Source organism: Acinetobacter seifertii (genome assembly GCF_016064815.1).
Classification (GTDB): Bacteria; Pseudomonadota; Gammaproteobacteria; order Pseudomonadales; family Moraxellaceae; genus Acinetobacter; species Acinetobacter seifertii.
Window position 1 is genome coordinate 1657565 of the sequence record NZ_CP065820.1, and the last position, 26390, is coordinate 1683954.

Below are 26390 nucleotides of genomic sequence, written 5' to 3' on the forward strand. Positions count from 1 at the left end.
TAAATAATTCACCTTTTTTTATAATTAAATCAAATACTTTCTTGTTTAATTGAATTGCTGTACAAAAGTTTACAAGAAAAGAATGCGTTTTTTTAAAAGTGGCAGATACATTGCTTATATAAATACAAAATTATTGCGGGAGAGAGGTTCTTAGGAACCCGCCGAAGGAGCAACAGGCCCGGAAACTCTCAGGCAAAAGGACTGTAATAATTAAAAAATCTGGAGAGCAGCTTAAGATTTATAAGCATGAAGAATAAAAACTTATAAGTCATAAACTCACCGAAGGGGAAGATCGAAATGCTAAAAGGTAGTGTTTAGGTCGAAACTCTCAGGTACAAATGACAGATGGGCTGTACTGATGAAATGTTTTTGCATTTCAGAGGAGTCTGTTATGCCACATGTTATTGTGATTGGTGCAGGAATCACAGGGGTTACTTCAGCCTATGAATTATCTCAATTAGGTTACCAAGTCACAGTGATTGATCGCCATCTTTATCCAGCTATGGAAACATCATTTGCAAATGGAGGGCAATTATCTGCTTGTAATGCAGAAGTCTGGAACCAGAAAGCGACCGTTATAAAAGGTTTTAAATGGATGAGGCAAAAAGATGCTCCTCTATTACTTAACCCTTCTTTTAGTTTGCACAAATATAGCTGGTTAGTTGAGTTTCTATCTCATATTAAAAATTATGAGGCTAACACCATAGAAACTGTTCGCTTAGCATTGCTCGCTCGTAAGCGCTTGTTTAAAGTCGCTGAAAAAGAGCAGCTTCAATTTGATTTGGAGAAACGCGGTATTCTTCATATGTATCACAGTAAGGCTGATTATGATGTTGCTAAACAGGTGAATGACGTCTTAAACAAAGGTACTTTGGAGCGCTATTCAGTTTCACCAGAGGAAATGAAGACAATTGAGCCATCTTTAACTGGTGATTACTTTGGGGGGTATTACACTCCAAGTGATGCAACTGGAGACATTCATAAATATTCAACAGCTTTAGCTGAAAAGACTAAACAATATGGTGTTCAGTATAAATTTGGACTTGAAGTGACTGATATTAAGTGTCACACAGATAAAGTAGTGTTGAATTGTCAGCCAAGTGCTGAACATCCTCATCTTTCTCAATCAGATAGCTTTCAATTGGAAGGTGATGTTCTGGTTGTTTGTGGTGGTGTCGGAAGTTATCAGTTGGCTGATATGGTCGGTGAGCGTGTAAATGTTTATCCAGTTAAAGGCTATTCAATTACTGTCCAATTGAAAGATGAGAAAAGTATTAAAAATGCGCCATGGGTGAGTTTGCTTGATGAAAGCGCCAAAATTGTAACGTCTCGTTTAGGCCAAGATCGTTTACGTATTGCAGGTACAGCTGAATTTAACGGCTATAATCGAGATATTCGAGCGGATCGTATTCAACCCCTAGTGAATTGGGTGAATCGTAATTTTGACATTTCAACTGAGCATGTTGTTCCATGGGCAGGTTTAAGACCGATGATGCCTAATATGTTGCCAGTCGTAAAACAGTCTAAACAGCCACGAGTTTTTTATAATACCGGACATGGCCATTTAGGTTGGACTTTATCAGCAGCGACAGCTGTTTTGGTGAGTCAAGATATTCTGCAAAAATATCCAACTTAAAAAAGAAAAGCCAGTGTAGATTCACTGGCTTTTTTATTTTATATCAATTAATCATATAGTCGATAAACACCAGTAAATCGTTCACAGCCTTTTTGTTGGGTTTTCACTACAAGTATGGCTTTTTGGAAATCGAACTTATATTTGCAGTTATGTTCGTTGTCTAAAATTTCACTTTTCTGTTCAGGAGAGCTATAAGCCATGAGTGAAATAGTTTGAGTATCTTTTCGGTTATTCGGATTACGGTAAGCTAATCCTTCGATTTTGATTTTATCTTTAGCAAGTTGATGAATTTGTAAATGAACAGGTTGAGCTGCAATATGCCCATTTTCAAATTTAAGATAATGCTGCGTTAGGGTTTGCTTAAGTGATGCATAAAAGTTTAAATCATCCCCACGTATATCAAACTGTTGTTGAAAACATGAAGTATTTTTGCATTGTTGAGTATGTTTAAACCACAAAGTCTGTGTATCTTGTAGAAGTTTTAAGGGGGCATCTGTAACTAAGTATGCAGAAAGATATTGATTGTTAAGTTGCTTACGCGCTTCACTAAAGGTTTTTGAGCAGATTTTGAGCTCAGAGTTTGAATTTGAGCAGTCGATAGATTCCGCAAAAACAAATGGTGAGCATAAACAACTCAATGTCACGACAAAACTTAATCTTTTCAATTGATTCATATCAGTATTCGACGGCATGATCGCTTATACTTTCAGTCTACTTTGCTAAGTGTACTATAGCGAAACACAACAGCTGAATACAAGATTTCTTAAGTTTTTATAGAAGGGAAGAGTTGATATGGTCGCTCAAATTCGTATTGGACAAGGAATGGATGTACATGCCTTTGAAGAGGGTAACTTCGTAACTTTGGCTGGCGTTCAGATCCCACATACGCATGGCTTAAAAGCACATTCTGATGGCGATGTTGTGTTACATGCGCTATGTGATGCTTTACTCGGTGCACTGGCACTTGGTGATATTGGTCAGCATTTTCCAGATACCGATCCCGAGTTTAAAGGAGCGGATAGCCGTGTACTGCTAAAACACGTTTATCAATTAATATTAGACCGTGGTTATCGTTTGAATAATGCTGATATTACTGTAGCTTGCGAACGTCCTAAATTAGCGAAACATAATTTAGAGATGCGCCAAAGTATTGCAGATGTTTTGAATGTGGATTTAAATCAAATTAGTATCAAAGCGACCACTACCGAAAAACTTGGGTTTACGGGTCGCCAAGAAGGAATTTTAGCAACAGCGACGGTATTAATCTCTAATTAAACTAAATCATCAGTTTGTTGCAAAGACTGTTGAAGTTCTAAGGTAGCCTTACGGCCTTGTAGCTGTAAGGTAATGCTATGGATTAGTCCTGTCCAGGTTTCATTGGGTTCCCAAATTTCGTGTAGTAAATCTTGAGAAGTTGGCATGTCCATATTCATATAAAATTGTCTGTATACATACATGAGACAACTTACACGTTTGTTTTTGGCACAATGTAACCAAACGATTTCATTTTGAACCAAATGATCAATTAAATCTAAAACCAATAAGCATTGGTCAGAAGAAGGTGTTTCCCAGTCAATTGGAATATGAATGTAATTTAAACCGTGCTCAAGACAAACCTGATCTTCATTTTCAATACAATTCGATGAATTTGTCAAAGCTAAATTGATAACAGTACTACAGCCATACTCTTTAATGAGTTTGAGCTGTTCAACAGAAGGTTGTGCTGAACTAAATAAGTGTTCGTGAATAATTGAAAATGCAGGGATTTGAGATAGTGATTCTTCAAGGGTTGTCATAATCGCACTCTACAAGAGTAGGCTTGGCTTATTGTGTAGAATGTTATACACGATTCTAGAGTGTAGTTGAAATATAGACTGTTTATATATTCAGCAACATCGTGAAAAATTTTAAAAATAAACAAGAAAAATAAGAGTTTTATGGAAATAAAAAAAACAGCACCTTAAAGATGCTGTTTTTCTATCGAGATTAAGCTTTTTTCAAATTTTCATTCAATAAAAATTCCATTAAAGCTTTCTGAGCATGTAGGCGGTTTTCTGCTTCATCCCATACGACTGAATTTTTATGATCAAGCATGGTTTCTGAAATTTCTTCACCACGATGTGCTGGTAAACAATGCATAAATAAACAATCTGGATGTGCAAGACTCATCAGTTTTTCATTGACTTGAAACGCTGAAAAAGCATTCTTACGTAATTTTTGTTCTTCTTCTTGTCCCATGCTTGCCCATACGTCTGTAACGATAAGGTCAGCATTTACAGCAGCATCTTCAGCATTGTCAAAAAGCTCAACACAATGACCAAACTCTGCTAAAAATTCAGGTTTAGGTTCAAAACCCTTTGGCGAAGCAATTTTTAATTTAAAACCCATTAAATGTGCAGCTTCAATATATGAATTACACATATTATTGCCATCACCAATCCAAGCTACGGTTTTACCTTCAATACTACCGCGATGTTCAATATAAGTTTGCAAATCTGCAAGTAATTGACAAGGGTGGTGGTCATCAGTTAGGCCGTTAATCACAGGAACTTTTGAGTAAGATGCAAAGCGTTCAACAATGTCGTGACCAAAAGTACGAATCATCACAATATCAAGCATGCTTGATATAACACGTGCTGAGTCTTCAATAGGCTCACCACGACCTAGTTGTGTATCGCGAGGTGACAAAAAGATGGCACTGCCACCAAATTGGTTAATACCAGCCTCAAAAGAAATACGAGTGCGTGTGCTCGATTTTTCAAAAATCATTCCCAATACTTTACCAACAAAAGGCTGATAAACCTTATTGCCTTGTTGCATTTTTTTTAGTTCACTTGCGCGTTCTAAGATGCGGTTAAGTTCTAATGTGGATAGATCACGTAAAGTCAGGAAATGTCTTAGAGCCATGTAGCTACTCCATAATAATTGTCTTTGAAATACAACAATTATCTGTTGTTGGCTGGGTGGATGTGGAGAAAAAGAAGTCTACTATACTATAAGCATTTCAAAATGCAAAAGAATTAGACTTTATGGTGGCCTTTTAAGAAAATGTCTACACAATATTCAATATAATCAAAAGCTTCTTTCTCATTGGGTAGAGCAGGCATACCCATAATCATACGCCACTCAATATCGCGTAAAATCCCAAAGTACATGAGTGAAGAATGATAAGGAGAAGGACATGTGATTTCTCCTGCATTATGTGCAAACTCTAATGCTTGAGTAAGAGTATTCTGTAAGTTGTGTACCCATTTGTCATAAAGGTATTGTATGAGGACCGTATTACATTCTGTCTGTTCGATAATAAGTCGTAAAAACGCGATATGTTCCGGTTGAATGATATGAACGTAAACACGTTCGAGCGTTTGAATTAGATATTCTTTTAAAGTACTTTTTTCAGGATTAAATGGAATACACACATCTTTAAAAAACATTTCACGCTTATAGTCACAAATCGCGGTAAAAAGTCCTTCTTTGTTTCCAAAATATTTATAAATAGAGGCCTTTGAACCACCTGCATGATTTACGATATCGTCAAGAGATACAGCATCATATCCTTTTTCCAAAAACAGCTCGGTTGCGCTTAGCAATAAAGCTAAACGACGTTCGATACCGCGGCGCGTCTGAGGTTTGTCACATATAGGATGATGTGACTCAAGGACTGGATCATGCATAAAATTTAATAACAACGATTAATACTGCTTAGCTAGTATATCAAAACTATCTTTACCGATGGACATTGCTATATTCTTAGATTGTCTGCTAAACAGTCATATAAGTATGAAACTGAATAAATATTTTAAAATATAAAAACTTACACGATCTTTTGGAGTTTTTTAGTGATGTAACTATATGTTCACGTTTTAATTTAAAGATTAATTTCCTTATAAATAGATATAAAGAAAAAGCGGCTAAAATCAATTAGCCGCTCTTGTTATGTATTTTACAATTAAGCTTCAGACAAAGTCGCTTTGTGTTCGTCCTCATCATCGTCATCAGCAGAATCCATTCCTAGTTCCTTTAACTTTCGGGTTAGGGTGTTGCGTCCCCAACCTAATAGTTCAGCTGCATGACGTTTGCGTCCACGAGTTTGTTGTAGGGCAGCATTAATTAATGTGCGTTCAAACATCGGTGTTGCAATATCCAAAATCTTCATTTCGCCATTTTTTAGCTTTTGAATTGCCCATTGATTTAATAGCTCATCCCAATGATGTAAAGAAATACGCTCAAAAGACGGGGCTGGCTGACTAGTTTCACTAGTTTTTTGAAGTGGCACTTGCTTTAGTTCAGAAGGTAAATCTTCTGGATAAACTTCACGACCAGTAATCATGACAGTTAACCAACGACAGGTATTTTCAAGCTGACGCACGTTACCTGGCCATGGCAGTTGTTGCATATAGTCTGTTGTTTCAGTACGTAAAATCTTTGGACTTACACCTAACTCTTTGCCTGCACGGGCCAAGAAGTGCTGAGCAAGCATTGGTATATCTTCGCTACGATGCGCAAGCTTAGGAATATGAATACGAATTACATTTAAACGGTGATATAAGTCTTCACGGAATCGACCTTCATTCACCAATTTTTCTAAATCTTGGTGTGTCGCAGCGACAATTCGAACATCCACTTTAACCGGGATATGCCCACCAACTCGATAAAATTCACCATCTGCAAGTACGCGAAGTAAACGAGTCTGTGTTTCAAATGGCATGTCACCAATTTCATCAAGAAAGAGAGTTCCGCCATTGGCTTGTTCAAAACGACCTTGATGTTGAGTGTTTGCGCCAGTAAAAGCACCTTTTTCATGACCAAATAATTCCGTTTCGATTAAGTCTTTCGGAATTGCTGCCATGTTTAGTGCAATAAATGGTTTGGCACGGCGCGGTGAGTGCTTGTGTAAAGCATGTGCAACGAGCTCTTTACCAGTTCCTGACTCGCCATTAATTAAAACGGTAATGTGTGATTGCGATAATCGCCCAATTGCTCGGAAAACCTCTTGCATGGCAGGAGATTCACCAATAATTTCTGTCGATTGTAGAGGAGAAGCAGTTTTTGTAGCTTCTTGCTGCTGCAATTTATTGATATGCAAAATCGCACGATTGACTAAAGCTAAAGCTTCATCAATATCAAATGGCTTTGGTAAATATTCAAACGCACCAGTTTGATAGCTTGATACAGCTGACTCTAAGTCTGAATGAGCTGTCATAATAATGACGGGTAAGTCGGGGTGTGTGTTTTTTACTTTGGATAAAAAAGTCAACCCATCGATACCAGGCATACGGATGTCAGTTAAGATGACATCGGGCGCATCATGATGTAAACGTTCGAGTGCTGTTTGAGCTTCTTCAAAATTGGTGACGTCAAATCCTTCTTCTTTAAAGGTCTTTTCAAGTACCCATCGCATGGCGCGATCGTCATCAATAACCCATATTTTATTTCGCGACACGGTCTGACTCCCAAGGTAAATATAAGCTAAACATTGTTTTTCCAGGAACTGATTGGCATTCAATCATTCCGTTATGTTGATGCATAATGTTCTGTGCAATACTCAGGCCAAGCCCTGTACCTTTTGCTCGTCCTGTAACCAACGGGTAAAACACAGATTCTAAAATGCTTTCAGGAATACCCGGCCCATTGTCTTCAATATCAACTCGTACAGCAGAGCGGTTGAGTACACCATTAATAGTGACTAGACGTTGAATTCGGGTACGTAAAATTAATTCGGGTTCTTGATCTATAAAAAATGACTTATTTTCTGTAATCGCTTGAATGGCATTAACGCTAATATTGAGCATAACTTGAATTAATTGGTCTCGGTCAGCATTCACATCTGGCAAAGACAAATCATAGTCACGCGTAATTTTAATTTTTTTCTTGGTTTGGTTTGCAATTAAAGACCGAACACGTTCCAAAGGTTCATGAACATTCACGTTCTCATAACTCGGCAGTTGTCTTGAACCTAACATAGTGTCAGCCAAGTTAGTAAGACGATCTACTTCATTAATAATAACATCTGTAAATTCTGCATAACTCTCGTCATTTAAGCTCCGAGCAAGTAATTGAGTAGCACCTCGTATCCCAGCCAGTGGATTTTTAATTTCGTGAGCAACGCCTCGAACCAACTGTCTAGCCACTTGATGTTGTTGAATTAAGTTTTCTTCTTTAGAAATTTTCAACATACGGTCAATTGGATTTAACTCAATAAGTAAAAGCGGATGGTAACTTTTACCTGCATTTAATTGTGAAACCGTATAATCAACATGTAAGTCTTTAAAGTTGACATTAATCACAGCTTCACGACGTGTATAAGGTTGTCCTGTTTTTAAAGTATTGAGTAAAGCTTCATGTGTATTAAAGGTATCATCGGGCGCATGAAGTAAATTTAAAACCGGCTGCCCAGAAGCGCGTAGCAAACTAATGTCGAAAAGTGCTTCGCAAGCTGAATTCAAATAAAAAATATTAAAATTACTATCGATTAATAAAATCGCAGTAGTTAAATTGTCTACCAAAAGGCGATAGTCGATAGGTGCGTGTTGATCCATTAGCGAATCGTTCCTGTCTTAAAATGGCGCAATGGCATCTTCATTGGTTATCGGTATTCACCGTTATAGAACATGAATGATGCAAAATGTACGCCAACTTTGTTTATGGATTATTTTGAGGTTTCAAGCGTAATTAAAGCGCGCTAAAATCGTTCTTAATATCTTTTGGTCAAAAATAGCAGCCAGCTTGCTAATAATAACATGTTCCAACTTGGTGCAATATTGGGTTTTGGTGCAAATATTGGTTGTATTTTGGTGCATTACACAAAGAGTGGGGTTTCCACCTATGCGTGAGACGAGAAAAGACATACAATACGCGCATTCAAGTGGAGCGCAGATTCATGAAGACCCCCAAAGTCGGTTTTGTTTCTTTAGGTTGTCCTAAGGCATTGGTAGATTCTGAACGAATTTTAACTCAGTTAAAGACTGAAGGTTATCAAGTTGCATCAGATTATGATGGTGCTGATTTAGTAGTTGTTAATACCTGTGGTTTTATTGAATCTGCGGTACAAGAGTCGCTAGATGCAATTGGCGAGGCCATGAGTGAAAATGGTCGAGTAATCGTTACAGGATGCTTAGGTAAAGACGAAGATAAAATTCGTCAAATGCATCCGAACGTTTTAAAGGTTACTGGTGCGGCAGCTTATCAAGATGTGATGGAAGCTGTACATGAATATGTGCCAGCACCGCCGAAACATAATCCTTTTATTGATCTTGTTCCTGAACAAGGTATCCGTTTAACGCCTAAGCATTATGCTTATTTAAAAATATCCGAAGGCTGTAACCACCGTTGTACCTTCTGTATTATCCCGAGCATGCGTGGTGATTTAGTATCACGTCCAGTTGGTAGCGTGTTAGAAGAAGCAGCTGCGTTAAAACGCGCAGGTGTGAAAGAAATATTGGTTATTTCACAAGATACTTCAGCTTATGGTGTAGATACTAAATATAAGTTGGATTTTTGGAACGGACAGCCAGTAAAAACTAAATTCTTTGACATGTGTGAAGCACTTGGTCAGCTTGGAATTTGGGTGCGCCTACATTATGTATATCCATATCCACATGTTGATGCAGTGATTGATTTGATGGCTCAGGGTAAAATCCTGCCTTATCTCGATATTCCATTCCAACATGCGAGCCCACGCGTTCTTAAATTAATGAAGCGTCCAGCGCATAGTGAAAATACTCTAGAAAAAATTAAATTGTGGCGTGAAAAATGCCCGGATCTTGTGATCCGTTCTACTTTTGTGGTTGGTTTTCCAGGCGAAACTGAAGAAGATTTCCAGATTTTGCTAGATTGGTTAGTTGAAGCTCAACTTGATCGTGTAGGCTGCTTTACCTACTCACCAGTAGAAGGCGCTACGGCCAATGATTTACCAGATCATGTGCCAGAAGAAATTAAGCAAGAGCGTTACGAGCGCTTTATGCAAGTGCAGCAGCAAATATCTGCTGCCAAATTACAAAAACGTATCGGTCAAACGATGACTGTATTAGTCGATGGTTTGGAAGATGAATATCCTGTTGCTGTTGCACGTTCTTATGCCGATGCTCCGGAAATTGACGGTAATGTCTTCGTAGAAGATATCGATAAGAGCACGATTCAACCAGGCGATATGTTGGAAGTCGAAATTACCGATGCGGATGAATACGACTTATTTGCAAAGTTAATTAAAATTAAATCGGTCTAATCGAATCACGATTCAAAAAGCATTCAGTTTAAGAGGTCTTGGAGCAAAATCATGGCGGAAACAATAAGCCCCCGTTATTCACGAATTTTATTAAAATTATCTGGTGAGGCATTATCAGGTAATAAAGATATGGGTATTGATGCTCAAGTTTTAGATCAGATGTCACTTTCTATTGCACATTTGGTGGGCTTGGGTGTGCAAGTAGGTATCGTTGTTGGTGGCGGTAACTTATATCGTGGTAGCCAGTTACAAAAAGATGGCTTGGTTGGCCGTGTAACAGGTGACCAGATGGGTATGCTTGCAACTGTCATGAATGGTTTGGCAATGCGTGATGCATTAGTGCGTCGAAACATCAGAACTCGTCTTATGTCTGCATTACCAATTGGTACTGTTGTAGAGTCATATTCAAGTCGTGATGCAATCCGTCATTTAAGTCAGGGCGAAGTTTGTGTTTTCGTTGCGGGAACAGGTAATCCATTCTTTACAACTGATACAGCAGCATGTCTACGTGGTATTGAAATTGAAGCAAATTTAATTTTGAAAGCAACCAAAGTAGACGGTGTTTATAATAAAGACCCTAGCAAATACGAAGATGCAGTCAAATATGATCATTTAACATTTGATCAAGTGTTAGATGAGAAGCTAGGCGTTATGGATTTAACAGCAATTTGTCTATGCCGTGACCATAATGTTCCATTGCAAGTATTTGATATGAATAAATCTGGTGCGCTTTTATCAGTTGTGATGGGTGAAAAAGAGGGTACGCGCGTTACTAAATAATGTACGTGTGCTGCAAAGCTCTTTATACTAGCGCTAAATTAAATTTGTTATATACATCCTTGAATAAATAAGTAAGGAAGATCATATGATTAACGATCTGAAAAAAGACAGCGAACAGCGTATGATGAAAACTCTTGAGTCTTTGGAACAAGGGTTTAATAAAGTTCGTACCGGCCGTGCACACCCATCAATTTTAAATGGGGTAATGGTTCCTTACTATGGTTCTGATGTGCCTTTAAACCAAGTGGCGAACGTTGGTGTTGAAGATTCTCGTACGCTTATCGTTCAACCATTTGAACGTACAATGGTTTCTGCAATTGATAAGGCAATTCGTGAAAGTGATTTAGGTTTAAACCCTATTACTGCTGATTCAATCCGTGTACCTTTACCAGCTTTAACTGAAGAAACACGCCGTGATATGCAGAAAGTTGCACGCAGTGAAGCTGAAAATGCAAAAGTTGCTATTCGTAACATTCGTCGTGATGTTTTAGGTGATATCAAAGCATTATTGAAAGAGAAAGAAATCTCTGAAGATGATGAGCGTCGTGCAGGTGATGATATTCAGAAAATCACTGATAAATATGTTGCAGAAGTGGATAAACGTCTTGCAGCGAAAGAAGCAGAATTGATGAAGGTCTAATTTTATGACCGAATCAGAAGAGTATCATCTTCCTCAGCATGTTGCCATCATCATGGATGGCAACAACCGCTTTGCCAAGAAAAATCAAATGCAAAAAGGCGATGGGCATCGAGAAGGTAAAAATATTCTTGATCCTATTGTTGAGCATTGTATAAAAACTAGCGTCCGTGCTTTAACTGTTTTTGCATTTTCGAGTGAAAATTGGAATCGACCACAATATGAAGTCGATCTGCTTATGAAGCTTCTTGAAGAAACGATTCATGAGCAAATACCTCGCATGAAAAAATTCAATATTGCTTTGCGTTTTATAGGGGATCGTTCTCGATTACCTTTACATTTAGTTGCCTTAATGGAAGATGCAGAGCAACAAACAGTACATCATGACGCCATGACATTAACCATTGCTATTAGCTATGGTGGTATGTGGGATATTGCAAATGCAGCTAAAGAGGTTGCACAAACAGTTTCTCGTGGTGAAATTGACGCTGATCAAATAAATGTTGATTTGTTCGGAAAATATGTCAGTCTAAACGATCTGCCAGCTGTGGACTTGTTGATCCGTACAGGTGGAGATTTCCGTATATCTAACTTCTTGTTGTGGCAAGCAGCTTATGCGGAACTGTATTTTACGGATACTTTATGGCCGGAATTTACAGTCGAGGAATTCGATCATGCACTGAATGTATTTTCAGGGCGTGAACGTCGTTTCGGTAGAACATCTGAACAAATTCAGCAAGAGAAAATCGAGAAATTATAATGTTAGAGCGGATTGTTACCGCATTGGTACTTGTTGCAGTTGTTTTGGGCTGTATGTTTGCTACGCAATCACATTATCCAATGTTGGTACTTATGATTGTGGCAGCAGCGGTTGCGGGGTATGAATGGTATAAGTTAATGCCTCATGAAGCTGGTGCGGTAGTAAAGCCTAAAGCATGGGGTTATGGTCTACTTGTTGCCTTTGTTTCTGGTGTTGCCTTATTCTTTCATGACATTGCATTGTTGCTATGGTCTGCTTCAATTTTAACTTGGCTCGTTAGTGTATATTGGGTTAAGTCTTTTCCTGAATTTGATGGTTGGTATAACGCGACTCTCTATATTATTGGTTTAATTCTTATCTGTGCAGCAGTGACTGCAATCTTTGTAGTATGGCAAAGCTCACCATGGTGGTTGATGTATTTGTTTTTGCTTGTATGGGGCGCAGATAGTGGAGCTTACTTTGTAGGTCGCAAATTTGGTAAAAGAAAGTTGGCACCCACAGTAAGTCCAAATAAATCGGTAGAAGGATTGTATGGTGGTATTTTAACTACAGTGATTGTCATGCTTGTAGTGCAATATCAATATTTAAACCTAACTTGGGTTCAACAACTTTTATTCCTGATCTTATCTTTAATTACAGTATTTGGTTCAGTATTAGGTGATTTATTTGAATCAATGATCAAACGTCGTGCTGGTATTAAAGACTCTGGCCGTGTGTTGCCTGGTCATGGTGGTGTGTTGGATCGTATTGATTCTTTACTCGCAGCAGCCCCGATTTTTGCAACGGGAATGTATATATTAAAGCTTATTGGTGTAGATTTATAGATGACACAATCTGTTTGCATATTGGGTGTAACTGGTTCTATTGGACAAAGTACCTTAAAAATTTTAAGTCAGCATCCAGATAAGTATTCAGTCTTTGCAGTTTCGGCACATAGTCGAATTTCTGAACTTGTTGAAATCTGCAAACAGTTTCGTCCTAAAGTTGTTGTTGTTCCTGAACTGAAGATAGCTGAATTAAAAACATTATTTGCGCAACAAAACATACAAGATATTGATATTTTAGTTGGGCAAGATGGTCTGATTGATATTGCATCACATGCTGACGTTGATATTGTAATGGCTGCAATTGTAGGTGCTGCAGGTCTTTTACCTACTTTGGCAGCTGTTAAAGCAGGTAAACGAGTATTGCTTGCAAATAAAGAAGCATTGGTGATGTCTGGTGAAATCATGATGCAAGCTGCTCTGGATCATCAAGCATTGTTATTACCAGTAGATTCAGAACATAATGCTATTTTTCAATCATTACCTCATAATTATTTAGAAGTTGAGAGAACTGGGCAACCGCAATTAGGTGTATCCAAAATACTACTGACAGCATCTGGTGGTCCCTTTTTAAATCATTCCCTAGAACAATTGGAACATGTAACACCACAACAAGCATGTAAACATCCAAACTGGTCTATGGGGCAAAAAATCTCAGTTGACTCAGCCACTCTTATGAATAAAGGGTTAGAGTTAATCGAAGCGTGTCATTTGTTTTCAATATCTGAACATTTTGTTACAGTTGTTGTTCACCCACAAAGTATTATTCACTCTATGGTGCAGTATGTTGATGGTTCAACATTAGCACAAATGGGTAATCCTGATATGTGTACGCCAATAGCACATGCACTAGCATGGCCTGAGCGTTTACAAACAAGTGTTCCTGCTTTAGATTTATTTGAGTATTCTCAACTTAATTTTCAAGCTCCGGATACCCAAAAATTTCCTGCACTAAATCTTGCAAGACAAGCAATGCGTGCAGGAGGTTTGGCGCCTACCATTTTGAATGCAGCCAATGAAATTGCTGTTGAAGCATTCTTAAAGGAAAGGATTGGATTTACACATATTCCGCAAGTGGTAGAGCATACTTTGCAAGATTTAGAGAATGCAGCCGCTGAGAGCATTGAGTGCATTTTAGATAAAGATAAAATGGCTCGCTCAGTAGCTCAACAATATATATCAAGTATTGGAGGCTGAAATGAATGCTCTTTTTATGATTGCAGCAGCGGCTCTTTTACTTGGTCCGTTAATTGCAATTCATGAGTTTGGTCATTACTGGGTTGCTCGTAAACTTGGTGTTAAAGTTTTAGTTTATTCAATTGGTTTTGGTCCAACTTTACTCAAATGGACCTCTAAAAAGTCCGGCATTAAATATCAGCTTTCTGCTTTACCTTTAGGTGGCTACGTTAAAATGTTAGACGAGCGAGAAGGCAATGTGGCAGAACAAGATTTACCATATGCTTTTAACCGTCAAAAACCATGGAAACGTATAGCTATTGTTGCGGCAGGACCATTAATTAACTTAATTTTTGCCGTATTGCTTTTTTGGGTCTTATTTTTGCCAGCGCAACAACAATTAAATACTAAAATCGGTAAAATTATACCAAACTCGCCAGCTGCAGCTGCTCAGTTACATGTAGGTGATAAAATTATTGCTGTTGATGGCAAAGAAACAGCAACTTGGGAAAAGTTAAATTTTGCTTTGATTGATCGGGTAGGTGAAACCGGTACTGTAAATATCGATGTAAATCGTGCAGGCACCGAGAAAAATTTTGTATTACCGATAAAAGATTTTTTAAAAAACCAAAATGAATCTGCACTCGATGTATTAGGCTTCTTACCTTATCGACCTGTAATTCCTGCTGTTGTAGCAGATTTAACAGCAGATGGTGCTGCAATTCGTCAAGGAATGAAAGTGGGTGATCGTATTGTTGCGATTGATGGTCAGCCTATGAAAGATTGGTTTGATGTTGTTGAGGTTGTTCAGCGCTCTCCAGAAAAGTTACTTAATATTGATGTGTTGCGTCATCAACAGTTGGTTCATTTGCAAGTGATGCCACAAGGAAAACGCGATAACATGGGACAAGTAAATGGTGTTCTTGGTGTAAAAAGTGACGCTGGAAAAATTACAATTCCTGACGAATATAAGCAAACAATCCAATATACTCCAATACAAGCTTTTGAAATGGCTCTTGATAAAACTGGCCAGATCTCTAGCATGATTTTGAACTCAATAGTGAAAATGGTAAAAGGACTTATTGGATTAGAAAATCTTTCTGGACCTATCACTATTGCAAAAGTAGCTGGGCAAAGTGCAGAAATGGGATGGCAAACTTTTATCTCTTTCATGGCATTGATGAGTGTAAGTCTTGGAATTTTAAATTTATTACCAATTCCAATGTTAGATGGTGGTCATCTAGTGTATTACATCATTGAAGCTATTCGAGGAAAGCCTGTTTCTGAACAAATACAAATGTTTGGTCTGAAAATTGGTATGGTACTGCTCGGTAGTATGATGCTTTTAGCTTTATTTAATGATTTTATGCGTTTGTAAACGTGTATGGATTTATAACTTACTGGAAAAAACTGGCATGCGGCACACACATTTTTTAATGCCTTTGGCACTTGTTAGCGCTATGGCAGCGGTACAACAAGCATATGCAGCTGATGATTTCGTTGTTAGAGATATTCGTGTAAACGGTTTAGTCCGTCTTACTCCTGCAAATGTTTATACCATGTTGCCAATCAACAGTGGCGATCGCGTTAATGAGCCGATGATCGCCGAAGCAATTCGAACATTGTATGCCACGGGTCTTTTTGATGATATTAAAGCGTCAAAAGATAACGATACTTTGGTTTTTAATGTTATTGAACGCCCTATTATTTCAAAACTTGAATTTAAGGGTAATAAACTTATTCCTAAAGAGGCGTTAGAACAAGGCCTTAAAAAAATGGGTGTTGCAGAGGGTGAGGTTTTTAAGAAATCTGCTTTGCAAACCATTCAAACAGAATTAGAGCAGCAATACACTCAACAAGGTCGTTATGATGCTAGCGTTACTGTTGATACCGTTGCGCGACCAAATAATCGCGTTGAATTAAAAATCAATTTCAACGAAGGAACGGCAGCAAAAGTTTTTGATATCAATGTAATTGGTAATACTGTTTTTAAAGACAGTGAAATCAAGCAAGCATTTGCTCTTAAAGAAAGCGGCTGGGCTTCAATCGTTACACGTAATGACCGCTATGCGCGTGAAAAAATGGCCGCAAGCCTTGAAGCATTACGTGCTATGTACCTTAACAAGGGTTATATTAATTTCAATATTAATAACTCTCAGCTTAATATTAGTGAAGATAAAAAACATATCTTTATTGAAGTTGCAGTTGAGGAAGGTAATCAGTTTAAATTTGGCCAAACTAAATTTTTGGGTGATGCACTGTATAAGCCTGAAGAATTACAAGCCTTAAAAATTTATAAAGATGGCGATACTTATTCTCAAGAAAAGGTAAATGCTGTTAAGCAATTACTTTTGCGCAAGTATGGTAATGCAGGTTATTACTTTGCTGATGTAAATATTGTTCCGCAAATTAATAATGAAACTGGTGTTGTTGATCTAAATTATTATGTTAATCCAGGTCAGCAAGTTACCGTACGTCGTATTAATTTCACTGGTAATAGTAAAACTTCTGATGAAGTATTACGTCGTGAAATGCGTCAGATGGAAGGCGCTTTGGCAAGTAATGAAAAAATTGACTTGTCTAAAGTTCGATTGGAGCGTACAGGTTTCTTTAAAACTGTTGATATTAAACCTGCCCGAATTCCAAACTCACCTGATCAAGTCGATTTGAATGTAAATGTTGAAGAACAACATTCAGGTACCACAACATTGGCGGTAGGTTATTCGCAAAATGGTGGTATCACGTTCCAAGCAGGACTTAGTCAAACCAACTTCATGGGTACTGGTAACCGAGTTGCAATTGATTTGTCTCGTTCAGAAACTCAAGATTATTATAATTTAAGTGTCACTGACCCATACTTCACCATTGATGGTGTAAGCCGTGGTTATAACGTTTATTATCGTAAAACTAAGCTAAATGATAACTATAACGTTAATAACTATGTAACTGATAGTGTGGGTGGTAGTTTAAGTTTTGGTTATCCTATTGATGAAAACCAAAGTTTAAGTGCTTCAGTTGGTGTTGATAATACTAAAGTCACTACTGGTCCTTATGTCTCTACCTATGTACGTGATTATTTATTAGCAAATGGTGGTAAAACTACTGCAACTAGCACTTATTGTTTAGTAGATCTCGACACGAGTGGAAACTGCCCAACTGGTCAAACTTCTGATCCTTATGGAAGCGCATTTGATGGTGAATTTTTTACCTATAACTTAAACTTAGGTTGGTCATATAACACGTTAAATAGACCGATTTTCCCAACATCTGGTATGTCTCACCGTTTAGGCCTCGAAATTGGTTTACCAGGTAGTGATGTTGATTACCAAAAAGTAACTTATGATACACAAGCTTTCTTACCAATTGGTAGTTCAGGCTTTGTACTTCGTGGTTATGGTAAGCTTGGTTATGGTAATGATTTGCCGTTCTATAAAAACTTCTATGCTGGTGGTTACGGCTCTGTTCGTGGTTATGATAACAGTACCTTAGGTCCTAAATATGCTAGTGTAAATTTACAAGAAACAAAACAAAATGATTCTTCACCTGAAAATGTAGGTGGTAATGCTCTACTTCAATTTGGTACTGAGTTAGCATTACCTATGCCATTTAAAGGAGATTGGACTCGTCAGGTACGTCCTGTACTGTTTGCTGAAGGTGGTCAGGTCTTTGATACTAAGTGTAATATTAATAACTCTGTTTATGGCAGTAAAGGCATGACCATTAATGGTCAGTCAATTTCAGATGTTAAGAAATATTGTGAAGATAACTATGGCTTCGATTTAGGTAATCTACGTTATAGCGTGGGTGTGGGTGTAACTTGGATTACTATGATTGGGCCACTGTCACTTAGCTATGCATTCCCGTTAAATGATAAACCGGGTGATGAAACTAAAGAAATCCAGTTTGAAATTGGTCGTACTTTCTAAGTACGACTTCATTGAACAACGAAATAAGGAAAGTGATTTATATGAAAAAATTAAATACATTAATGTTAGGGTTGGGTTTAACGGTAGCTTCTGTAGCAGCTAATGCAGCTGGTTATGGTGTAATTGATCTTGCTAAAGTTGTTGAGAGTAGTACTTATTTGAAACAACAAAATGCCAGCCTAAACCAGTCAGTAAAACCAACGACAACTAAGCTTGAACAACTTGGTAAAGAGTTAGAGGGACTTCAACGTCAGGCCCAAACTCAAGGCCAAAAAATGAAAGAAGATGATATTAAGAAATTGCAATCTCAGTATCAATCGAAATTAAATGAATTTAACTCTACACAGCAAGGCTTACAATCTAGAGTTCAAACTAGCTTACAAAGTATGAATACAACGTTTGAAACAAGAGTTAAGCAAGCTGCTGAACAGTTACGAAAAGAAAATAATCTTGACTTTGTTTTGAATAAAAATTCAACTGTTGCCTATGACCCTAAGTATGATTTAACTGATAAAATGATTCAAAAGGTTAATTCAATGAAATAAATTAATGAAAGTGCAACAATATCGTTTAGATGAATTAGCTCATCTGGTTCAAGGTGAGCTAATTGGTGAAGGTAGTCTTCAACTTTCGAATTTGGCAAGTTTAGAAAAAGCTAATTCAAACCATATTACTTTTATAAATGGTGAGAAATATCTTGAGCAAGCCAAAATGAGTAATGCTGGTGCCTTCATTGTTACAGCTACTTTAAAAGAACTTCTTCCAGAAAAAGATAATTTCATTATTGTTGAAAATCCTTACCTTGCATTTGCAATCCTTACACATGTGTTTGATAAAAAGGTTTCCCTAACGGGGATAGAAAGCACTGCTCAAATTCATCCATCTGCTATTATTTCGGAAACGGCATATATTGGTCACTATGTGGTGATCGGTGAAAATTGTGTAGTAGGCGATAATACGATCATTGAGTCACATACTAAACTTGATGATTATGTAGAAGTTGGAAAAGATTGTTTTATCGATTCTCATGTCACCATTACAGGTAGCTCTAAATTACAAGATCGTGTGCGTGTACACTCGAGTACTGTGATTGGAGGTGAGGGCTTTGGCTTTGCGCCATATCAAGGTAAGTGGCATCGTATTGCTCAGCTAGGTTCGGTCTTAATTGGAAATGATGTTCGAATTGGATCAAATTGTAGTATTGATAGAGGTGCACTTGATAATACAATTTTGGAAGATGGAGTAATTATTGATAACCTTGTGCAAATTGCACATAACGTTCATATTGGTTCAAATACTGCTATTGCAGCCAAGTGCGGTATTGCTGGAAGTACAAAAATTGGCAAAAACTGTATTCTAGGTGGAGCATGTGGAGTATCAGGTCACCTTTCAATTACCGATAATGTGACTTTTACTGCAATGTCAATGGTCACAAAAAATATTTCCGTTGCAGGAACTTATTCATCGGGAATTGGATTATTTGAAAATAGTCATTGGAAAAAGACTGTTGTACGCTTGCGACAATTAGCAGATGTGCCATTGACCCAAATCACTAAACGACTTGATCATATACAAGCTCAAATAGAGTCTCTTGAATCAACTTTTAATTTGCGTAAATAGAATATTATGACCGAGTCAACTACCCCTAAATTTGCCATCCCTGAATTACCAATGCAGATTCAAACGATTCGTCAATATTTGCCGCATCGTTATCCATTCTTGTTGGTTGATCGTGTGACTGAAGTTACTGACAATAGTATTGTTGGTTATAAAAATGTTTCTATCAATGAAGAGTTCTTACAAGGACATTTCCCAGAATATCCAATTATGCCTGGTGTTCTAATTGTTGAAGCACTTGCTCAAGTTTCAGGTGTTCTTGGCTTTATTATGAACAATGAAACACCAAAACCAGGTTCTTTGTTCCTGTTTGCTGGTGCTGAAAGAGTTAGATTTAAAAAACAAGTAGTTGCAGGTGACCAACTTGTATTAAAATCTGAGTTGGTAATGCAAAAGCGCGGCATTTACAAATATAATTGTACAGCTAGCGTTGATGGCATTGTAGCAGCAACCGCTGAGATTATGATTTCACACCAAAAAACAGAGCAGGCATGAGCAATCACGATTTAATCCATTCTACCGCCATTATTGATCCATCTGCAGTAATTGCTGCAGATGTTCAAATAGGACCTTATTGTGTTATTGGTCCTCAAGTGACTATTGGTGCTGGTACTAAATTACATTCTCATGTGGTAGTAGGTGGTTTTACCAGAATAGGCCAAAATAATGAAATCTTTCAATTTGCAAGTGTTGGTGAAGTTTGCCAAGACCTCAAATATAAAGGTGAAGAAACTTGGCTTGAAATTGGTAACTATAATTTAATTCGCGAACATTGCAGCTTACATAGAGGCACAGTGCAGGATAATGCATTAACCAAAATAGGTAGCCATAATCTATTGATGGTAAACACGCATATTGCACATGACTGTATCGTAGGTGACCATAATATTTTTGCTAATAATGTCGGTGTCGCTGGGCATGTACATATTGGTGATCACGTAATTGTGGGCGGGAATTCTGGAATTCATCAATTCTGCAAGATTGATTCTTACAGTATGATTGGTGGTGCTTCATTAATTTTAAAAGATGTACCTGCCTATGTGATGGCTTCTGGTAATCCTGCTCATGCTTTTGGTATAAATACTGAAGGTATGCGAAGAAAAGGTTGGTCTAAAAATACAATTCAGGGTTTAAGAGAAGCTTATAAATTGATATTTAAGTCTGGACTAACCTCTGTTCAAGCTGTTGAACAAATTAAAAGTGAAATTTTGCCTTCTGTTCCAGAAGCTCAATTATTAATTGATTCTATTGAGCAATCAGAGCGTGGAATTGTACGCTAATTAATAAGAAATAAAAAAAGACACTGTTTAACAGTGTCTTTTTTTATTTCTAAATTATTTTTTAAAGAATTTAACTTCTTCAGATTTAGGATATTGCGTAAGTAATTTGTTCTTATATTGGTTTGCTGATGCAGTATTCTTATCGACATCCTTTGCAATACTATACAGTTGATACAATGCTCGAGGAGCTTTACTAGAGTTTGGATATTGATTCGCAACAATATTATAGTTTTTCTTCGCTTCATTGTAGTTCACAGGGTCTGTGGCTAAATGAAATTCAGCTAACCAAAAGTAAGCATTACCTGTATAAATACTATTAGGGTGGTTTTTAATAAAGTTTTGCATTGGGGCAATAGCTTTTTTCGCTCCGCCCTGTTTGTAAGCATCTAAAGCTACTGTATAAGCGGCTTTTTCTAATTCAAGTGGATTTGACTGGTTTTGAGCAGCAGTGGGTGGTTGAGCGTTTGTTACTGGTGCGCTAGGTTGTTGTTCAGAGGTGGTTGGAGTAGGCGGAGCTGCAACTACTTTGTTGCCATCTGTAGGCTGAGAAGAAGGTGCTGATGTATTTGTAGTGGCGCTACTATCGGCAGTCGTATTTGAGCTATCATCTTGGGTCGCACTGTCTGGGTCAACTTTTTGATGTAGTAGCTCTAAACGTTGATCTAGGTCTGTATAGCGGTTGGCTAGATCTTTCTTTAGTTGCTCAATATCATTTGCTTGTTCTTCTAATTGACCTCTTAATGTGCGGATATCATTCTCTAATTGTTGATTTTTTTGCATCAACTCCCAGTTTAAATTGGTGGGAACTGAAATATTGCTTGAAGAAGTATTAGATGCACTACCATCATTTTGACTTAAACCACGAGACTCGATAGGAATATTTGCGTATAGAGAAGTGGTACTCATTAAGGCAATAAATAATAAAGAATGCTTCTTCATTTGCATGTGTATAAATCCATAATTTTATATAAAAGCCACCTTGAACACCGGAATATAAAAATCAATTCACTAAATATCTAAGGTTTTTCATTGATCAATGCAATTAAAACAGTTAACAGTTTAAATGCAAGGATAGTTTACAATCTTCAAGCATATTTTATGCAAAATGAAAAAGGAACTTAAGCTCATAAAATTACATATTCAAATTTTAAGCGATTATTGTTGATGAATTAATCAATCGAAACAGAAACTTGCCGAAAATGGGATAGAAGGGTTGCATCTCTTTTAAAAATCTCTATACTTTGTTTTGCAATGGTAGCCCCGCTGGTGGCTTCGCAATTGTACTCTGTGAACCCCGCCAGGACCGGAAGGTAGCAACGGTAGCAGATCTATGATGTGCCGAAGTTTTGCTAGTGGGGTTGCCACCTTTCTTTTAATCCAATTTTCTTTGGATTGCTTTTAAAATTACATCTAAATCAAACCCTCTATACTGTAAGAATCTAATTTGTTTTGCTTTAAGCTTTGGATCCTTTTCAACAACTTCTCCAAATTTCTTAACTTTAAGCTGATAAGCTTGCTCTACCCAATCAATTTCGTGAATTTCATCAGCGATTAAATCGTTCTCAATCTGTTTGGTTTTTAAAGCTTGTTGAATGCGTTTTGGACCTTTACCTTTACGAATCTGACTTGCAAGCATTTGCTCTGCAACACGTTGGTCGCTTTGATAGTTTTGCTCAGATAACTCTTCAACGAGTTGTTTCACTTCTTCTATATTTTGTGCATAACGGGCTAATTTCTCAATCAGTTCTGCTTTAGAGTAGTCTCGGCGAGTAAGTAAAGCAAAAGCATATGATCGTAAACGCTGGCCAGTAAGTGGGTGACGCTGTTGAGATTGCTCGTCGTTTCTTTTGAACATATAGGTTTCCTTGTAAAAAACGCCCCGAAGGGCGTTTTATGACTCATCTATAATTAAGATTCTAATAATAGATCTGGCTCTTCTTCGTCATCTTCAACTTGTGCTGCGCCATTTGTACCTGTGGTCAGCAATTGCTCTCGAATATTGCGTTCAATCTCTTCAGCGATTTGCTTATTTTCTTCAAAATAACGAATCACGTTATTCTTACCTTGGCCAATTTTATTACCTTGATATGAATACCATGCACCAGCTTTTTGAACGATATCTTGTTGAACTGCCAAATCTACAAGTTCACCAAGTTGGTTAGTGCCTTTGCCGTATAGGATTTGGAAAATAGCTTCTCTAAATGGAGGAGCCATTTTGTTTTTAACGACTTTAACTTTAGTTTCTGAACCAACGATTTCGTCGCCTTCTTTTACTTGACCGATACGACGAATATCTAAACGAACTGACGCATAGAACTTAAGAGCGTTACCACCCGTTGTAGTTTCTGGGCTACCAAACATAACACCAATTTTCATACGAATTTGGTTAATGAAGATAACCATACAGTTTGAACGTTTAGCGTTACCCGTAATTTTACGAAGCGCTTGGCTCATAAGACGAGCTTGTAGACCCATGTGAGAATCACCCATCTCACCTTCGATCTCTGCTTTAGGTGTAAGGGCAGCTACCGAGTCCACAACGATTAAATCAATTGCGCCTGAACGGACAAGCATATCGGCGATTTCAAGTGCTTGTTCACCATTATCAGGTTGTGAAACAAGTAGGTTGTCAATATCTACACCAAGTTTACGTGCATATTGAGGATCTAGGGCATGCTCGGCATCGATGAAGGCACATGTACCACCAGACTTTTGACATTGGGCGATTGCTTGCAATGTCATTGTGGTTTTACCAGAAGATTCAGGACCATAAATTTCGATAATACGGCCTTTTGGTAAACCACCAATCCCCAATGCGATGTCTAAAGTTAAAGAACCTGTAGATACGGCTTCAACTGCTTGAACAGTGTTATCACCGAGACGCATAACCGTATTTTTGCCAAATTGTTTTTCAATTTGACTCAAAGCGGCTTGTAATGCTTTGCTTTTATTCTCATCCATCTCAAAAACCTCAATACTCTATGTTCATCACGTTTAACCCAAGTGGATGCATTGAATCTCAACTTGTTTCACAGGGCTAATAGTGACAGATTTTTTCTTTAGCTTCTATATCTTATATATGTGAGTGCGACATAACTCGACGTTTCTATTCATCATCATAAGACCAATGGTCTTCATAATGTTGATCGTTATCCTGTTTAAACCGATTGATTTGTCGCCGATCTTTCTTACTTGGTCTATGGTCAGGTCGAGCTAGATTATGCAATTTTCGTTGGGACGCAATCAACTCCCGTCTCGCAATACTTACTTCAGTTTCTTCATAAAGTTGCTGCGCAACTGGAGCTGGTCCTCGGGTGTTGGAAAGTGCTTTGACAACAACTGTCTTTTTTTCAAAACCTTGTTGAACAACAAGTTCCATTCCAACACGAATTTCTTTAGAAACTTTTACACGCTCATTATTGTGATGTACTTTACCACCTTCAATTGCAGCTTTAGCAATAGAACGAGTCTTAAAAAAACGTGCTGCCCATAACCATTTGTCGACACGCATCGTGTCTACAGCATCGTTTTCATGCAATTTTGACATCATTATCCTTTCTATCAGTTTGATTCAAAACAGACAGTAGCTCTGTAAGCTGATCTAGAGCTTTATACTCTAAATCTTGTGGCTGTCTTTTACTCTTAAGAGTTGAGGGCTGTAATATAGTAAACAAGTGTCTTATACCAAATTTTTCTGCAGTTTTTAAAACTTGAAGAGTATCGTCTAAAAAAATAGTGGTTTTTGGTTCAAAATAATGCAAGCGTTGTAATTCTTGCCAAAACTGAAGATCTTCCTTCGCATAACCCATTTGTTCACTAGATACAATCACATCAAAAAAATCTTGAATAGGGATGTTATCAAGTTTTAATTGTAAACTTGCGCAGTCTGCATTGGTCACTAACCAACATTGATAACCTTGTTCTTTTAGAGCATTAAGTAGCTCCATACATCCTGATCGCGTTTTAATTTTGTGTTGAAATTCTTTCTGAAGATTTAAAACATCTACTCCAGTAGTTTTCGTCCAATAATTTGAGGAGTACCATGAAAGAGTGTGCTTATTACTAAGATAAAACTGAGTCAATATTTCTTGGCTTTTTGTTAAAGAGAGTTGATGCGTCTGAGAATGCCGTACAGGTAGACATTCGTTCCAGATAAAGTCGTCAAAAGCCAAATCTAACAAAGTTCCGTCCATATCGAAAAGCACTATTTTAGCCATGTTTTAAGGACTCCAATTTGAATAGACAAGGAAGAAAGTTAGGCTAAGATTATAAGCATTAAAGCCTATAAAAACGGATTGATTTGTTATTATTTCATCATTTAGAGGTCTATCGAGGCTGATTAATAATGATTGTTAAAAGTGATAAATTCAAATGCTGCCAAGGACTTGATTGTTATTTTTTAGATGGAGAGTCTAATGAAAATTGAGTGATCGCAATTCTGATCAATTTATTCAAAATAATAAATGGAACTTTAAATGATGGGAATCTATCAATAGTACTCTTATGTCTATAAAAGTAGTAATCGCACTATTTTGATTTACATAGTGTACGTATTGACGAACATTTTATAAATTGAACTGTGCATGTTTAAAGTTATATTAAAAATTATCCGAATAATAATTTAGAGTAGGCAATGAAAATTGGATTTATTGGAGGAGCCAATGATGGCATAGTTATCAATGCCGCAAATGGCATTGATACTTATAAACTTGAATGGCATTACAAGGCTGAAAAGCACTGTCAAGAACCATCACTAGGACTAAATGGTCCTGAATATGACTATTACAATTTATTAATTTTGAGAAAAAACAAAGAGGCAAAACTTTTCTATGTTTTAACTACAATGGACAAAGAAGCTATTGCAGATAAAATTAATGAGTATTGGGAGCATTCAACTTCGGTAGGTTATGACTTTGATGAATAGCTCTGGTTTAAATTTATTAGTAATCTTTGATCATATCACTATTTAATATACTCATAACTCAAATTAAGGATTGTATATTTCATAAAGAACGTGTTCTTGAAGTGCGTGCCCATCTGGAAGCTTGGGATGATTGAAGTGTTTAACTTTACGCATTCCTAGTCTTTCCATTACAGCTTGAGAAGGCTTATTCACTGTTGCTGTAAAAGAAACCACTTTATCTTTATTAAGCACATTGAAAGCATAGTCTAATGCTGCTTTTGCTCCTTCTGTGGCATAACCTTTTTTCCAGTATTTTGTAGCAATCCTCCAGCCAATTTCAATGCAAGGGGAAAAATCAAATTGTTCTGGTTGGTCGTGTAGGCCAATAAAACCAATAAAGTCGTGGCTTTCTTTTAATTCTACAGCCCAAAATCCCCAATCTTTTTCATCAATAAGCGCCGATGCTCTTTGAATTAAATTTATACTTTCAGTAGCAGATAAAAGCTTTGGAAAAAAACGCATAACATCTTTATCCAATCCCATTTCGATAAAGGGGGCAGCATCAGTTTCTTTCCATTGTCTTAAGATTAAACGTTCGGTTTCGATCATAGTAAAAGCTGTTTAAAT

Annotated in this window: 27 protein-coding genes, 1 other RNA gene and 1 riboswitch; of the genes, 16 read left to right on the forward strand and 12 right to left on the reverse strand. The window is 37.3% G+C overall.

The window, feature by feature from the left end:
• Nucleotides 1-126 precede the first annotated feature (126 nt).
• Nucleotides 127-214: riboswitch (glycine riboswitch) on the forward strand.
• A gap of 177 nt (nt 215-391) precedes the next feature.
• A complete protein-coding gene (locus I8T81_RS07790) occupies nt 392-1636 on the forward strand; it encodes a D-amino acid dehydrogenase (RefSeq protein ID WP_198072530.1) in 1245 nt (414 codons plus the stop codon).
• A 47-nt stretch (nt 1637-1683) separates the two neighbouring features.
• Here I8T81_RS07790 and I8T81_RS07795 read toward each other — a convergent pair whose 3' ends face one another.
• Complete coding sequence (locus I8T81_RS07795; RefSeq protein ID WP_198072531.1) at nt 1684-2328, reverse strand: A1S_1983 family putative colistin resistance protein; 645 nt, start codon at nt 2326-2328, stop codon at nt 1684-1686.
• A 100-nt stretch (nt 2329-2428) separates the two neighbouring features.
• On the opposite strand from I8T81_RS07795, the gene ispF reads away from it, so the two are divergent.
• Entirely contained in the window at nt 2429-2911 is a 483-nt protein-coding gene (gene ispF, locus I8T81_RS07800) for a 2-C-methyl-D-erythritol 2,4-cyclodiphosphate synthase (protein WP_004701182.1), read from the forward strand.
• Here the strand turns inward: ispF and I8T81_RS07805 are convergent.
• The 5 genes from I8T81_RS07805 to glnL all read right to left on the reverse strand — a co-directional run bounded on the left by I8T81_RS07805 (nt 2908) and on the right by glnL (nt 8175).
• Entirely contained in the window at nt 2908-3432 is a 525-nt protein-coding gene (locus I8T81_RS07805; protein WP_004701184.1) for a protein tyrosine phosphatase family protein, read from the reverse strand. The two genes, ispF and I8T81_RS07805, sit on opposite strands and share 4 nt — an antisense overlap.
• 190 nt (nt 3433-3622) lie before the next feature.
• The gene (argF, locus tag I8T81_RS07810) at nt 3623-4543 is read right to left on the reverse strand and encodes an ornithine carbamoyltransferase (RefSeq protein ID WP_004701186.1); all 921 of its coding nucleotides are present in this window, start codon (nt 4541-4543) and stop codon (nt 3623-3625) included.
• Nucleotides 4544-4656: 113 nt separating this feature from the next.
• Nucleotides 4657-5310, reverse strand: a complete 654-nt coding sequence (locus I8T81_RS07815; RefSeq protein ID WP_004701188.1) for a TetR/AcrR family transcriptional regulator — start codon at nt 5308-5310, stop codon at nt 4657-4659.
• 275 nt (nt 5311-5585) lie between these two features.
• Nucleotides 5586-7079 carry a nitrogen regulation protein NR(I) gene (glnG, locus tag I8T81_RS07820; protein WP_004701189.1) on the reverse strand — a complete coding sequence of 498 codons (1494 nt, stop codon included), beginning with the start codon at nt 7077-7079 and terminating at the stop codon, nt 5586-5588.
• On the reverse strand, nt 7066-8175 hold the full coding sequence (glnL, locus tag I8T81_RS07825) for a nitrogen regulation protein NR(II) (RefSeq protein WP_004701192.1): 1110 nt from the start codon (nt 8173-8175) through the stop codon (nt 7066-7068). The genes glnG and glnL overlap by 14 nt, the downstream gene beginning before the upstream one ends.
• A 341-nt stretch (nt 8176-8516) precedes the next feature.
• Here glnL and rimO point away from each other — a divergent pair, with 341 nt between their 5' ends.
• From rimO to lpxA, 12 genes are all read left to right on the forward strand, one after another.
• Nucleotides 8517-9860: a 30S ribosomal protein S12 methylthiotransferase RimO gene (rimO, locus tag I8T81_RS07830; RefSeq protein WP_004701193.1), complete on the forward strand. Its 1344-nt coding sequence runs from the start codon at nt 8517-8519 to the stop codon at nt 9858-9860.
• A 51-nt stretch (nt 9861-9911) separates the two neighbouring features.
• Nucleotides 9912-10640 carry a UMP kinase gene (pyrH, locus tag I8T81_RS07835; RefSeq protein ID WP_000852257.1) on the forward strand — a complete coding sequence of 243 codons (729 nt, stop codon included), beginning with the start codon at nt 9912-9914 and terminating at the stop codon, nt 10638-10640.
• Between the two features lie 85 nt (nt 10641-10725).
• Complete coding sequence (frr, locus tag I8T81_RS07840) at nt 10726-11280, forward strand: ribosome recycling factor (RefSeq protein WP_004701195.1); 555 nt, start codon at nt 10726-10728, stop codon at nt 11278-11280.
• Nucleotides 11281-11284: 4 nt separating this feature from the next.
• On the forward strand, nt 11285-12037 hold the full coding sequence (uppS, locus tag I8T81_RS07845; RefSeq protein ID WP_198072532.1) for a polyprenyl diphosphate synthase: 753 nt from the start codon (nt 11285-11287) through the stop codon (nt 12035-12037).
• Nucleotides 12037-12861, forward strand: a complete 825-nt coding sequence (locus I8T81_RS07850) for a phosphatidate cytidylyltransferase (protein WP_004701199.1) — start codon at nt 12037-12039, stop codon at nt 12859-12861. The genes uppS and I8T81_RS07850 overlap by 1 nt, the downstream gene beginning before the upstream one ends.
• The gene (ispC, locus tag I8T81_RS07855; protein ID WP_151741333.1) at nt 12862-14058 is read left to right on the forward strand and encodes a 1-deoxy-D-xylulose-5-phosphate reductoisomerase; all 1197 of its coding nucleotides are present in this window, start codon (nt 12862-12864) and stop codon (nt 14056-14058) included.
• 1 nt (nt 14059) lies between these two features.
• Complete coding sequence (gene rseP / locus I8T81_RS07860) at nt 14060-15415, forward strand: RIP metalloprotease RseP (RefSeq protein ID WP_198072533.1); 1356 nt, start codon at nt 14060-14062, stop codon at nt 15413-15415.
• Between the two features lie 37 nt (nt 15416-15452).
• Nucleotides 15453-17963, forward strand: coding sequence for an outer membrane protein assembly factor BamA (bamA, locus tag I8T81_RS07865; RefSeq protein ID WP_406935403.1), 2511 nt, complete (start codon nt 15453-15455; stop codon nt 17961-17963).
• 41 nt (nt 17964-18004) lie between these two features.
• Complete coding sequence (locus tag I8T81_RS07870; RefSeq protein ID WP_086496798.1) at nt 18005-18508, forward strand: OmpH family outer membrane protein; 504 nt, start codon at nt 18005-18007, stop codon at nt 18506-18508.
• Between the two features lie 4 nt (nt 18509-18512).
• Nucleotides 18513-19583, forward strand: coding sequence for a UDP-3-O-(3-hydroxymyristoyl)glucosamine N-acyltransferase (gene lpxD, locus I8T81_RS07875; RefSeq protein ID WP_191010019.1), 1071 nt, complete (start codon nt 18513-18515; stop codon nt 19581-19583).
• A 6-nt stretch (nt 19584-19589) separates the two neighbouring features.
• Nucleotides 19590-20075 (forward strand): 3-hydroxyacyl-ACP dehydratase FabZ, encoded by a 486-nt coding sequence (gene fabZ, locus I8T81_RS07880; protein ID WP_000140523.1) that lies wholly within the window; start codon nt 19590-19592, stop codon nt 20073-20075.
• Entirely contained in the window at nt 20072-20860 is a 789-nt protein-coding gene (gene lpxA, locus I8T81_RS07885; protein WP_019458740.1) for an acyl-ACP--UDP-N-acetylglucosamine O-acyltransferase, read from the forward strand. The genes fabZ and lpxA overlap by 4 nt, the downstream gene beginning before the upstream one ends.
• 54 nt (nt 20861-20914) lie before the next feature.
• On the opposite strand, the gene I8T81_RS07890 is transcribed toward lpxA, so the two are convergent.
• The gene (locus I8T81_RS07890; RefSeq protein ID WP_191011751.1) at nt 20915-21805 is read right to left on the reverse strand and encodes a YbgF trimerization domain-containing protein; all 891 of its coding nucleotides are present in this window, start codon (nt 21803-21805) and stop codon (nt 20915-20917) included.
• Nucleotides 21806-22121: 316 nt separating this feature from the next.
• Between I8T81_RS07890 and ffs the strand changes: the two genes are divergently transcribed.
• Nucleotides 22122-22218, forward strand: an RNA gene (gene ffs / locus I8T81_RS07895) — signal recognition particle sRNA small type.
• 14 nt (nt 22219-22232) lie between these two features.
• Here the strand turns inward: ffs and I8T81_RS07900 are convergent.
• The 4 genes from I8T81_RS07900 to I8T81_RS07915 form a co-directional block, all read right to left on the reverse strand.
• Nucleotides 22233-22715 (reverse strand): regulatory protein RecX, encoded by a 483-nt coding sequence (locus I8T81_RS07900; protein ID WP_198072535.1) that lies wholly within the window; start codon nt 22713-22715, stop codon nt 22233-22235.
• Between the two features lie 53 nt (nt 22716-22768).
• A complete protein-coding gene (gene recA / locus I8T81_RS07905) occupies nt 22769-23821 on the reverse strand; it encodes a recombinase RecA (protein WP_198072536.1) in 1053 nt (350 codons plus the stop codon).
• A 145-nt stretch (nt 23822-23966) separates the two neighbouring features.
• Nucleotides 23967-24407, reverse strand: coding sequence for an RNA-binding S4 domain-containing protein (locus I8T81_RS07910; RefSeq protein WP_004701218.1), 441 nt, complete (start codon nt 24405-24407; stop codon nt 23967-23969).
• A complete protein-coding gene (locus I8T81_RS07915) occupies nt 24391-25077 on the reverse strand; it encodes an HAD-IA family hydrolase (protein WP_004701221.1) in 687 nt (228 codons plus the stop codon). The genes I8T81_RS07910 and I8T81_RS07915 overlap by 17 nt, the downstream gene beginning before the upstream one ends.
• Before the next feature lie 416 nt (nt 25078-25493).
• On the opposite strand from I8T81_RS07915, the gene I8T81_RS07920 reads away from it, so the two are divergent.
• Nucleotides 25494-25784, forward strand: a complete 291-nt coding sequence (locus tag I8T81_RS07920) for a hypothetical protein (protein ID WP_004701224.1) — start codon at nt 25494-25496, stop codon at nt 25782-25784.
• Nucleotides 25785-25847: 63 nt separating this feature from the next.
• Here the strand turns inward: I8T81_RS07920 and I8T81_RS07925 are convergent, their stop codons facing one another.
• On the reverse strand, nt 25848-26372 hold the full coding sequence (locus I8T81_RS07925) for a GNAT family N-acetyltransferase (RefSeq protein ID WP_019458744.1): 525 nt from the start codon (nt 26370-26372) through the stop codon (nt 25848-25850).
• Between the last annotated feature and the right edge of the window lie 18 nt (nt 26373-26390).